At 51.4% G+C, this 11,161-nt stretch carries 11 protein-coding genes and 3 tRNA genes; 6 read left to right on the forward strand and 8 right to left on the reverse strand.

What is annotated here, in order from left to right; translation table 11 throughout:
* Positions 1-48: 48 nt before the first annotated feature.
* From mutY to HZS80_RS19560, 5 genes are all read left to right on the forward strand, one after another.
* A complete protein-coding gene (gene mutY, locus HZS80_RS19540) occupies positions 49-1,143 on the forward strand; it encodes an A/G-specific adenine glycosylase (protein WP_179917039.1) in 1,095 nt (364 codons plus the stop codon).
* 48 nt (positions 1,144-1,191) lie between these two features.
* Positions 1,192-1,467 (forward strand): oxidative damage protection protein, encoded by a 276-nt coding sequence (locus HZS80_RS19545; RefSeq protein ID WP_008957624.1) that lies wholly within the window; start codon positions 1,192-1,194, stop codon positions 1,465-1,467.
* Positions 1,468-1,682: 215 nt separating this feature from the next.
* Positions 1,683-1,758: transfer RNA gene (locus tag HZS80_RS19550), tRNA-Phe, on the forward strand.
* Positions 1,759-1,764: 6 nt separating this feature from the next.
* Positions 1,765-1,839, forward strand: a tRNA-Gln gene (locus tag HZS80_RS19555).
* A gap of 72 nt (positions 1,840-1,911) precedes the next feature.
* Positions 1,912-1,987 (forward strand) — tRNA-Thr (locus tag HZS80_RS19560).
* A 230-nt stretch (positions 1,988-2,217) separates the two neighbouring features.
* Here HZS80_RS19560 and HZS80_RS19565 read toward each other — a convergent pair.
* The 8 genes from HZS80_RS19565 to HZS80_RS19600 form a co-directional block, all read right to left on the reverse strand.
* A complete protein-coding gene (locus HZS80_RS19565; RefSeq protein WP_179917040.1) occupies positions 2,218-2,676 on the reverse strand; it encodes an META domain-containing protein in 459 nt (152 codons plus the stop codon).
* Between the two features lie 113 nt (positions 2,677-2,789).
* On the reverse strand, positions 2,790-3,815 hold the full coding sequence (locus HZS80_RS19570; RefSeq protein ID WP_179917041.1) for a potassium channel family protein: 1,026 nt from the start codon (positions 3,813-3,815) through the stop codon (positions 2,790-2,792).
* A gap of 44 nt (positions 3,816-3,859) precedes the next feature.
* Positions 3,860-4,894 carry a sodium:calcium antiporter gene (locus HZS80_RS19575; protein ID WP_035555791.1) on the reverse strand — a complete coding sequence of 345 codons (1,035 nt, stop codon included), beginning with the start codon at positions 4,892-4,894 and terminating at the stop codon, positions 3,860-3,862.
* Between the two features lie 75 nt (positions 4,895-4,969).
* Entirely contained in the window at positions 4,970-5,914 is a 945-nt protein-coding gene (locus tag HZS80_RS19580) for a cation efflux transmembrane domain-containing protein (protein ID WP_179917042.1), read from the reverse strand.
* Complete coding sequence (locus HZS80_RS19585; protein WP_179917043.1) at positions 5,911-6,648, reverse strand: substrate-binding periplasmic protein; 738 nt, start codon at positions 6,646-6,648, stop codon at positions 5,911-5,913. Before HZS80_RS19585 ends, HZS80_RS19580 begins: the two co-directional genes overlap by 4 nt.
* A 140-nt stretch (positions 6,649-6,788) precedes the next feature.
* Positions 6,789-7,076: a hypothetical protein gene (locus tag HZS80_RS19590; protein ID WP_179917044.1), complete on the reverse strand. Its 288-nt coding sequence runs from the start codon at positions 7,074-7,076 to the stop codon at positions 6,789-6,791.
* A 70-nt stretch (positions 7,077-7,146) separates the two neighbouring features.
* Positions 7,147-7,449 carry a hypothetical protein gene (locus tag HZS80_RS19595; RefSeq protein WP_035555783.1) on the reverse strand — a complete coding sequence of 101 codons (303 nt, stop codon included), beginning with the start codon at positions 7,447-7,449 and terminating at the stop codon, positions 7,147-7,149.
* 153 nt (positions 7,450-7,602) lie between these two features.
* Positions 7,603-9,408, reverse strand: coding sequence for a thiamine pyrophosphate-requiring protein (locus tag HZS80_RS19600; protein ID WP_179917045.1), 1,806 nt, complete (start codon positions 9,406-9,408; stop codon positions 7,603-7,605).
* Positions 9,409-10,328: 920 nt separating this feature from the next.
* On the opposite strand from HZS80_RS19600, the gene HZS80_RS19605 reads away from it, so the two are divergent.
* Complete coding sequence (locus HZS80_RS19605; protein WP_179917046.1) at positions 10,329-11,093, forward strand: manganese catalase family protein; 765 nt, start codon at positions 10,329-10,331, stop codon at positions 11,091-11,093.
* Positions 11,094-11,161: the final 68 nt, after the last annotated feature.

Consider the following 11,161-nt stretch of genomic DNA (forward strand, 5'->3'; position numbering starts at 1 on the left):
GCTTTTTTATTAGCCCCTTTGATCCCCCTTTCTGTTTAAGGAGCGTGCATGGCAGATATGCCCAAACCGCGGCTGGCGGCAGACGAATTTCAACAACGCCTACTGGCTTGGTTCGACCGTTACGGCCGTCACGACCTGCCGTGGCAGTCGCCACGCAGCGCCTATCGCGTCTGGGTGTCGGAAATCATGCTGCAGCAGACCCAGGTCACCACCGTCATTCCTTACTTCGAGCGTTTTATGGCGCGCTTTCCCACCCTGGAGGCACTCGCTACCGCGCCGCAGGATGAAGTGCTGCACCTCTGGACAGGGCTTGGCTACTACGCCCGTGCGCGCAACTTGCATCAAGCCGCCCAAGTTGCGTTGGCGGAGCATGGTGGCGAATTGCCAACAGACAGTATTGACGAATTGGTGGCACTGCCCGGCATTGGCCGTTCCACCGCAGGCGCTATCATTGCGCAAAGTAGAGGGGAGCGGGCTGCCATTCTGGATGGCAATGTAAAGCGCTCGCTCACCCGGCTGCATGCACTGCCCGGCTGGCCGGGCAAGCCTACCGTGGAGCGAAAACTGTGGGCGCTGGCCGAGTACTACACGCCAACAGCGCGGCTGGCGGATTACACCCAGGCGATCATGGATTTTGGCGCCACGCTATGCAAACGCAGCAAGCCAGATTGCCCAAGTTGCCCGTTTAACGATGTTTGTTTGGCCTATGCGCGCGGTGAGCCCCAGCGCTACCCGGAATCCAAACCCAAAAAGGCGCTGCCCACACGACAAACGATCATGCTAATGCTGCGTGACCCGGAAGGCCGGGTATGGCTGGAAAAGCGCCCTCCTAGCGGTTTATGGGGTGGGCTGTGGGGCCTGCCGCAGTTTGACAAGCATAGCGAGCTCAACGATTGGCTGGAAGCTCATGCCGTTAACCCCGCGCGTGAACGTGCGGCGCCCAGTTTTCACCATACGTTCAGCCATTTTCGCCTGGAAATTACCCCGCAACCCGTGACCTGCGATAGGCTGGGTGGTGTACGCGAAAGTGGCGTATGGTACGACATCAACCATCCGCCCGCGCTGGGCTTGGCAGCCCCGGTTAAAGCGCTGCTCAGCCAGCTAACGCCATTTACCCTCAATCCCACCCCAGGCCACGCCTAAGCGTTATCTGGGGCTATAAGTAACCAGTCACTTCAAGAGGAGTACGTTATGAGTAACACGGTTTTTTGCCGCAAGTACCAGAAAGAGCTCGAAGCGCTGCCCTTTCCGCCCTTGCCGGGTAAGCAGGGCCAGGAGATTCAGGCGACCGTTTCCAAGCCCGCCTGGGAAGCGTGGCAGTCGCTGCAAACGCGTTTGATCAATGAGAAGCACCTCAACATGCTCGACCCTGAATCACGTGCCTACCTTATGGAACAGATGCAGCGCTTCCTGGACAATCAGGAAACCGATCAGGCCGAAGGGTATGTACCGCCCACTCAGGCATGACTTTGCAGGTCCGCTATCGCTTCTCTGCCATGTGAAAAGTAGGGCAACTGACTTGTATTGAGTAGGGCCAGGCTTAGATGGGAAGACTCCGCAGCGCATGCTTCTCATCGCACCGGTGTAGAGCAGAACACTCCTAAGCATCCGTCTCGCAAGAAAGTTTCACAAAGGTGTTGACGAAAAGCGGCGTTTTTAGTTTAATACGCACCGTTGGCAGCGGCCAGATAGCTCAGTTGGTAGAGCAGGGGATTGAAAATCCCCGTGTCGGCGGTTCGATTCCGTCTCTGGCCACCACACTGCTGGGGTATCGCCAAGTGGTAAGGCACCGCTTTTTGGTAGCGGCATTCCCAGGTTCGAATCCTGGTACCCCAGCCATTGCCAACAAGATTTCTTGTTGATTGCAAAGCGTAACAGCGAAGCAATCATGTTCTCAAGAAAACGTGAAGCGCCGACATAGCTCAGTTGGTAGAGCAACTGACTTGTAATCAGTAGGTCCCGGGTTCGACTCCTGGTGTCGGCACCACTGAAAAAGTGGTTAAAAGTTAAGCGTCAGAGAATTAGATTAAGCCGTCCGAAAGGGCGGCTTTTTCGTACGCGCCTAAAAAGTATCTACACGTAGGTTATCCACACCTCTGTTTTTATCAGGGTGTGGATAAAGGGCTATACCGCGGTGTGTTTCTGTCAGGGTCTGTGTCTTAACAGTCGTGCGGTTTATAGCTTTAATAATAACGATTAGATATACCGTTCATTGATTTAATAAAGATGCACCGCTTCAAAGCTAGCCAACGGTTCATTGTTATCACTCGATAGTACAAGCCTTGCGCCCTCCACACGCCATGCGGTTGCCTGTTTGAGGGCGGCTAGAAAAGTGCGCTCAGTTTCCATTTGGGGCACCGGGCAGGCCCTTTTAGTGGCGGCGACTTGGTTGAACGCGATGTGTTCGTTCTCTACTTGATAGCTGCCCATTAGCGTATTACAGCCGGTGGCACCTGCTAAGCGCGAAGCATCTTGGTGCAGCACCATGTGGGCTTCTCGAAAGTTCTCTTGGCCGATGATCGGCGCGCCATCAAGCCTCACCAGCTTCCAATACGTATTGATTAACGATTCATCCGGGTGCTCCATTGTCTCGTGGTTACCAAATGTCGTCGATGAGCAGCCAGCGGCGGCAAAGAGAATACTGATCAATACGTAAAGCCTTAGCTGCCGAATCAACGCATTACTCCTTATTCAGGTGGCGGTGTATTTGGGTTTTGCTTGGTTAGGTAGATAGCTTATCGGGCTGTCCACCCTATGAATCATCGATTTCATTTCAGTCGCTGCATGCGCTAAGCACCCCTTCCATTCTCTGTTTGCCATACATCCTGCCACTGCCAACCGTCCTTATGAACGTAGGCCACCAATATTTTCTGGTAGGGTAGTGAGGCTAAATAGTCCTGGATCTCGGTGTTCGATGTCTCGACGCCTGGTAAGTCGGCATAGCCCTTAAACGCAGGAATATCAGGGATATGTTGGCTAGGGTGAATGAACGCACTGCCAAGCGTATCCAGAAATTGCTCAATTGCTTTTCGTGTGATCAATAACTGCTCACGCGAAGTGGGGTCTAGGCTGGCGCTGGCAAAGCAGGCAATGGCAATGGCTTGGTATAAGCGTGCTATGGCTAGCGAAAGCGCTTTGCTACTGGTCTCGCTGTGATAATAGTGCAGGATTGGATAGGCTAAATGTTGCTGGCCTAAGGTACTGATGGACTGTTGTAACGGCTGGAGTTGGCTAACTAATGTTGCAAATTTTCCGTCGCCGCTTGTAGACGCAAGTATTTGCTGTGGATTTTCGCCCAGTGCGCTGATGGTCAGGGACGTTTGGCGTTTTTGAATAACATGGGTGATGATATTCAAAATATAAGTAATCGATAGCGTAAAAAGGAAAAAGCCGTTAGCTGCAGCCAAAACAGGTGGAAGACGCCAATTATCATTACCGGCAACAAAGTCACCATAGCCCAACGTTGTGAGGGTGTAGCCCGTATAGTAAGCGCGCTCAACTAAGCTAGCGGTAGCGTTTGAAGAAGACAGCACCACGGCCTGCGGTGAACTACAAAACAGTAAACACCAACCCAGCCAAGCGACTAGAAACCATGTCAGCAGTAGTGCCATTGTTATCCATGGGCCCGTAGAGGACAACATGGTATGGCTTTTTCGCCGACGATGAATACCTAGTAGCATAAACCATAGCCCACTGACCAACCGGTTAGTCAGTGGGCCTGAACTGGATACCGATAAAGTGGTGCGAATCGCGTCGTAAACCACCAGCAAAATAAGTAAGGTGCCTATAACCCCCATTAACGTGCTTCCAATCACTACCAATGCTCCTTTGATATAAATGTGCCACTACCTTGCGGCGGCTAGTTCACCATTAATGTCGCTATTCCCGCCAAGTAGAGGCCGATAATGACCAGGCTTTCAAAGCCGATACGGCCAGGCCCCTGCTCTTGGCGATGCAGCAGGCCCAGCATTAATACGCCTGTCATTAACACCGCGAGAGCAACCCATAACATTACCTGATCGGGAATGACGTGATAAATTGAGCCGCCGCGATAAGCCACATCTGACGCGGCGGCAAACAGGGTATCAAACGCATTACCGCCAATAATGCCTGCCACCGCGAGGGTTAGCGCCCCACGGCGCACCGCCGCAACCGTTGTTACTAGCTCAGGTAATGATGTCACTATTGAGGTCAGCAGAACGCCGACAGCCGCTTGGCTAAGGCCGGTTTCTGCCGCAATCACCGTAGCGCTTCGTTCCAGTAGCCAGCCGGTGATGCCGATCGTAAGCGCAAGACCTACAAACAGCAGCCATAAACGCACCAGCGTTAGCTTTCCGGGCGACTCATCGGGCTGGTCTTCACGCGTTTCACGCGTACGAGTCGGGGACCACATCGGGCGGGTTTGGGCATTTTTAACCAGCTTTAGCCCAAACAGGTAAGCAATAAATAACAGCGGTGTGATGGGGTGTACTTGCCAGAAAGTCCATTCGGGCGTAAAGCGACCTAACAGCAACAGACTGAGTAAGCACAGCAGTAGGGCGCCTTGAATCAGGTTGCCAAGGGAGGCAGCGGCGTGTTCGAGATTAGCGCGCCGATATACCATGTCAGCGATCGTTAAAAATAGCGTTTGAACAGCGATACCACCCAGCGCATTACTCATTGCCAGTTCAGGTTTATCGGTCCAGGCGGAAGAAACCGACACCACAATGCCTGATAGTGAGGTAGCCATCCCAAGTAAGACAGCACCAGCTATCGCCTCACCTAACCCGGTGCGGTCAGCTAGGTCGTCAACAATTCGTGCCAGCCGAGTACCAATGATGCCAATAACGACTGCGCAAACGCTGAACAGTGCAAAAGCGACGGTTAGCGACATATCACTAAGTAATGTGAGCATAAATGAACCCGGTCAGGGTATCTCGTCTCGGGAGTTCGATAATGGTGAAAAGCTTTACAATATCGGCGATTTGATTCAGTTTTCACTGGGCCAAGCCGTCACCACTACCTCATAAATACGCCAATCGTAATGGTTTAAAAACTGAGCAGCGTCGCGTAAGTGTTGAGCCAAATTCTCATCGCTATGGGGCACCACAAACGCTTCGCCGCTAAAGATGTGCCCTTCCTCACGTAAGCGCACGGCGGCACTGGCGACCCACCCCATGGCACATAATTGCTCTTCCAGCTCTTCAGCAAGGTGTTCCGGTTCAGTTTTAGAAGTAAAACGGGGTCTTCGGTCGAGAAGGTCACCCACCGCCTCCTTCACATTAGTCACGCCATCCTTGGTGACATCAAGCGCGATAAGCGCACCTGCCAACGCATCCGCCCACCATAGGCCAGCGCCAACGCCGACGATTCCTGCGATAGCGGCAAGCCCCGTCATCCAATCCGCCTTACTCATCTTGCCATCCACAAACACCGTTTTTTCATGCACTTTTTTAGCGGCTTTCATCTGTAAATGGCCGATGATGACCGGTGGGATGACGCTATAAATCAGCGCACCAATCATTAACCACCCCATCCAGAAAGTAGTGCCGAAGAACTCGACGGCGCCAATGCTGGGGTGCTCCATTTTGGCGAGCTTCAGCAGCGAATCAAGCAGCAGGATACTGCCGAGTAGCGCCAACGCCGTGGCTGCACAGAGAAAAGCGATACTGGTAGCTCGCTGATAGCCATAGGGAAAGACTTCATTAGGCGCTCGGTTGCGATAACGCATGGCGACCAGAAAAGCGATAGGAGGAATTAAAGAGAGCATGTCTTCAAACCAAGCTACTCGCATGGCCTGACTACTGCCTAGCACTAAAGCCAGTACGCCGACGATGGAAATGCGAAACCCCAGGTTCCACCATTCAAGCCGCACGAGGTAATCAAGGTCTTTCTGTTTATCAGGGGGCAGTTGATACGCTTGCCTTACTTTCATTGCGTCGCCTCCAGTTGCTGCAGTCGCTGCTCAATGTTGGAGTAGCCATTAAGGTGGCGTTGCAATGCCAGCATCCAAGCGTTCTCACCTTTGGGCAGCGCCATTACCTGCTTATCGGTAATGATCTCCCAGGGGCCGGCTACCAACCCGTGCGCCGATAACCACCAAGTAGGCCCGGCAACGGGTCCCTCGGCACGGGTGATACTGGCAACTTTGATCGGCTTGGCATTTCTTTCTTTAAGGGCTGTATACATATGATTAACAGGAGGAATAGCGACTTCAAGACCCTCTAGCGAAGTGGGCAACGGTATCCCTGACGGAAAACCGACGGTATAGCGGCTTTGATAATAGGGGCGGGTCAGCGCCGCTTGTTGGCTCAGGCGGGAGCTATTCGTTAATCCCCCTATTACCAGGTCAAGTTGACGATGCTGCAGAGCGGCTAGCAACCTATCTTCACTGCCCCAATGCCAGCGGATTTCTGCATTAAGCCGTTCCGCCAATGAGCGGATGATGTCTGGTTCTAGGCCAGCAGGGCCGTCTTCACGGCGGACCACCCAAGGCGGGTTTTCAGTCAATCCGACTTCCAGCGCCCCTCCTTGGAGTCGTTCCATCGTATGTTCTATGTCTTGGGGATAGCGGCACCCTGGTAAGGCCAGCGCTAACAATACGCCTAATACAACGATTAAAAGTGCGCGCTGAGACCCAAAAAAGCCTTTCCCTTTTTTGGTTTTCATAGCGAACTCCCTGATAACATTGACGCTGCCCAGCGATAACGGCTAGGCAGCGTCAATGCCTTAATGGTAATTAATGTTTATTTAGTTCAGCTAAAGTAAGTGCCCGTTAGCCGTTAATCACAACTGATGGGGCGCCTCTGCTAATTAGGGTCATTCTTCCCGAGCGTAAAATCCGGCGGATCGCTGGCCGGGAAGCTTTCATCGCTCATTTCATCGACATGTTCCTGTTGCTTGCGAAAAGCATTGAGCTTTACGAATTCACTCAATGGCTTTGCTAGCACCCAGTGCTCGTCTTGGCGGGTTAATTCCTGATTAGGCACGCTGTAGGTATTGCCATCGCTGGCTTCAAGCGCTACCCGCTTTAGGTAATTATCTTTAATAAAGTGGCCGATAAGCTGTTGCTTATCATCATAAACTGGATTTTTCACGGTAACTACCTCATCAGGTAAACGTAACCATAGCGGTCAAGAAAGGCTCAATGCTCGACTGAGATCGAGGCTATTCGCTGCTCTTTGGATCGACCTCATCTGTTTTTTTATCAATATTGTCTTTATGCGCTTTTTTCTCCTTCGCCAGCTGTGCGCCAGAAAAAGGGGCTGCCTCAAGAGAGGTGTTATGGCTTGGTGAAGAGTTTTTATCAGCTTTCTGATTATCGACGTTTTCGTCGGGTCGAAAGGGCTGGGGCTCTTCATGATGGGAGCCTTCATGCCCAGCTTGCTGATTGTCAGTAGGCATGTCCTTATCTAGCAGTTGCTTGGCCTTCTGACGCTCTTCGCGCTTATCAGTGGATTGACGGTTCATGATTTCCCTCCTGGATAATGTCGCCGTAAGATTTATATCAATGGTCCTAAGAAATGCTGACTAACGGTTTTCTTGCAGCGCATTTTTTAAGTTTGGCGGCGTGCGCGCCGGCTTGCCTAATGCTTTGAGCCCATGGCGGCGCCTTCTACCCCATTAATGCCTCCTGAGATGAGGCGCTTTAGCAATAAAGCTCTTCGAGAACTGTTTTAAAGACGCTTTGATCGTCTCCAGAGCATCCGGATCCCCATGCAGCATTGCTGACATATAGGCCTTTGCCTGTTGTTTGGAAATATGAGGTGGAATGGGGGGAATGTCAGGATCTGTATGAAAATCAATAACGGTGGGGCAGTTATTGGCAATGGCCTGATCCCAAGCGCTACCAATCTGCTCTGGATCGGTTACTTCAATGCCTTTCAAGCCAACCAGGTCGGCATACTGCGCGTAGGAAAAGTCAGGCAAGTCCTGTGATGCTTCATATTTAGGGTCGCCATCCTGAACACGCATTTCCCAGGTAACCTGGTTAAGATCGCGGTTATTAAGGACGATGACAATGAGCCGTGGATCATCCCAGCGTTTCCAATATTTACCAATAGTGAGCAGTTCAGCATTGCCGCTCATTTGCATGGCACCGTCGCCCACAAAAGCGATTGAAACACGCTCAGGGTAAGCAAATTTGGCTGCGATGGCGTAGGGCACCGCGTTTCCCATGGTTGCCAGGCCGCCGGAAACCGAGCCGCGCATACCGTTACGAAACTTAAGATCGCGCGCATACCAATTGGTAGCCGAGCCGGAGTCACAGCTGAGCAGGCACCTGTCGGGCAAGCGCTGTGAGGCTTCCCAAAACACGCGTTGTGGGTTGATGGGGTGTGCGTCACCCATCGCGCGTTCACGCAGCAGCTCCCACCATTCGGCGACATCGGCTTCAATCGCCTGCTGCCAATCACGATTACTTTTATGCGTTAGCAGAGGGATCAGGGCCTGGAGCGTCAGGCGAGTATCGCCGGTGAGGTTGACGTCCATGGGGTAACGCATGCTCAACATGCGGGGTTCGATATCAATCTGCACGCCGCTTGCTTGGCCCTCGGGCGGTAAAAACTCCGAATAGGGGAAGCTAGAGCCAATCATCAATAACGTGTCGCACTCTGCCATGAGTGTCCAACTGGGGTTGGTGCCTAGCAGCCCAATCGAGCCCGTTACGTAAGGAAGATCATCAGGCAGCACATCTCGCCCCAGCAAGGCTTTAGCAACACCGGCGCCGAGGCGGGTGGCAACTTCTTCAACTTCTCTCTCGGCACCTCTAGCCCCCGCGCCGACTAAAATAGCCACTCGCTCCCCGGCGTTGAGTATGTCTGCCGCATGGGCCAGGGAGTGCTCGTCGGGTATCACGTTGGCGGACGTATAACCCACGCCAGAGTGAACGGTGCCATGGGCATGTGCGGGGATCTCAACCGCTTTTTGAGACTGTAAGTCGTTGGGTACCACAATGGCGGTAACGGTACGTTCACCGGCGGCGATGCGCATGGCGCGATCAATCAAATGACGAACCTGCCCAGGGCTAGTCGCCAAGTGTACAAAATCACCTGCCACATCCTTAAATAAAGAGACCAAGTCCACTTCTTGCTGGTATTCACCACCTAACGCTGTGCGGGCCTGCTGGCCTACGATAGCGACGACCGGTATGTGATCTTTTTTAGCGTCGTAAAGGCCGTTAAGTAGATGTATCGCGCCCGGCCCGGAGGTAGCCATGCAAACGCCCACCTCGCCGGTATATTTTGCATAGCCACAAGCCATGAACGCTGCCATTTCCTCATGCCGTGGCTGCACAAAGGTAATCGAGTCGTCAGCGCGATTGAGCGCGCCCATCAATCCATTATTACCGTCCCCGGAATAGCCGAAAATATGCGATACCTTCCACTGTTTCAGCCTATCAATGATGAAGTCGCTGACTTCTTGTGTCATCCCTGACCTCCTATCTCATACCGTGGTGGTTAGTTTAGGTAACCGTTATTAAAAAATGTTTGAAATTAAGGGGCCTTCTTTGGTGGTGGTAACAGGCAGAAAGGAGACGGTGCTGCTACCTACGGCTTTACATAAACGTCAAAACTCTCTCTATAAACTGGCGCAAGCTAAACAGCCAATATAGTGGTAAATGTGCTCTGTTAGTCAACTACCCCATCTGAAGCAATATACGTTACTGTTCAAACCTATAAATCAACCATTACAAATATTTAAGAGGAGTTAAATACTAGTTGCGAGCATGTAATCATACCTAAAATACTGTAGGCATTCGGTGGGTGTGGCGTCCAGCTGCTGGGTAAGTAAAAGTTATCTTTAACATAAGTAGAAGATTTTCTACAATTTTATTGCTACTCGCCCCTCCCCGTCATGCTCCCTCAAGGGAAGCGTTAATATTTTACATTGGTGAGCTGACAGAAGCAGTGGTGGCTTTCCGGTTATTGTTCCAGTGGGTGAGCAGTCACCCTTTCAGTAACGCTATTATAAAGCTAAAAAAAAATAACTAATTAGTTTTGCTGATAAATAGTTGTTTTATAACGTATGTTGTTAAATATTTTTTGTTTTTAAGCCGTATTTTAAAAAAAGTTTAAATGCCGTTTGTGTTTGATTTATTTTAAGCGGTTTTTTTGATAAATATTAAAAAGGACTATTTAAAGTTCAGATAGCTTGAAGTGCTCAGCTTGGTGACTATTCTCCATATTGCTCGATTAGAAAAGGCTCAAGGATGAGAGGAAGTTAACCAACAAGGGAGGGAACCCTTAATGGTTATCGCATTGGAAGCTACCAACATACTTAAGGAAGAGCCTTAAGCATACTGTCAGGGAAAGGAATTCCTGACAGTCTACCTACAAGGAGTGCAACCTATGTTTCATCATTCCGCAAAATTGCAGTATCCAGTGAAAGTCGATAAGCCTAACCCTGAGTTTGCGATGCTGCTTCAGCAGGCCATTGGGGGTATCGAAGGCGAAATCCGCGTTGCGATGCAGTATTTTTTCCAGGCAATGGGCGCGCGTGGCGATGATCGTATTCGTGACATGCTGATGTCGACAGCGACAGAAGAGTTATCGCATATCGAGATGTTGGGGCACGCGGTTGCGCTTAATTTAGAAGGGGCGCCGGTTTCTTATCAGGAAGCCACTGCGAAAGACCCAGTCATGAATGCCATTCTAGGCGGTGCCAATCCACGCCATTTATTATCCTCTGGCCTGTCCGCTATGCCGGTCAACGCCAATGGCGTACCGTTTGATATGAGCCATGTTTATGCAACCGGTAATATCGGCGCTGATATGTTGGCAAACGCCACCGCGGAAGCTGGCGGCAGGGTACTTGCCTCGCGCTTATATAACTGGACTGATGACCACGGCATGAAAGATTTCTTATCTTTCCTCATTGCCCGCGATACTTACCATCAGCAGCAGTGGTTAGCTGTTATTGAAGAGATGGGCGGTATGAAATCGCAGTTGCCTATTCCCAACTCGACGCCTGAAGATCATGAGAATATGCAACACTCCTACTACTACCTGAATACGCTGCTCGACAAAGAAGCACCGAAAGGCCGGTGGGCTGAAGGCCCCTCTCTAGCCTGGATTTCTCATAGTACCTCAGCCAGTACCGCACTCAGGCTGTAACACCGCTAAACACCTACTGGCTCGACTTACATCGGCTACTTTTTAACCACTTTCCGTCCTTCAGACAC

Origin of the sequence: Vreelandella glaciei (assembly GCF_013415125.1) — a bacterium.
Classification (GTDB): Bacteria; Pseudomonadota; Gammaproteobacteria; order Pseudomonadales; family Halomonadaceae; genus Vreelandella; species Vreelandella glaciei.

Excerpts from the sequence above, each read along its gene's own strand:
- mutY (WP_179917039.1), top strand. The coding sequence starts at position 49 with ATGGCAGATATGCCCAAACCGCGGCTGGCGGCAGACGAATTTCAACAA.
- HZS80_RS19545 (WP_008957624.1), top strand. The coding sequence starts at position 1,192 with ATGAGTAACACGGTTTTTTGCCGCAAGTACCAGAAAGAGCTCGAAGCG.
- HZS80_RS19575 (WP_035555791.1), bottom strand. The coding sequence starts at position 4,894 with ATGCTCACATTACTTAGTGATATGTCGCTAACCGTCGCTTTTGCACTG.
- HZS80_RS19580 (WP_179917042.1), bottom strand. The coding sequence starts at position 5,914 with ATGAAAGTAAGGCAAGCGTATCAACTGCCCCCTGATAAACAGAAAGAC.
- HZS80_RS19585 (WP_179917043.1), bottom strand. The coding sequence starts at position 6,648 with ATGAAAACCAAAAAAGGGAAAGGCTTTTTTGGGTCTCAGCGCGCACTT.
- HZS80_RS19595 (WP_035555783.1), bottom strand. The coding sequence starts at position 7,449 with ATGAACCGTCAATCCACTGATAAGCGCGAAGAGCGTCAGAAGGCCAAG.
- HZS80_RS19600 (WP_179917045.1), bottom strand. The coding sequence starts at position 9,408 with ATGACACAAGAAGTCAGCGACTTCATCATTGATAGGCTGAAACAGTGG.
- HZS80_RS19605 (WP_179917046.1), top strand. The coding sequence starts at position 10,329 with ATGTTTCATCATTCCGCAAAATTGCAGTATCCAGTGAAAGTCGATAAG.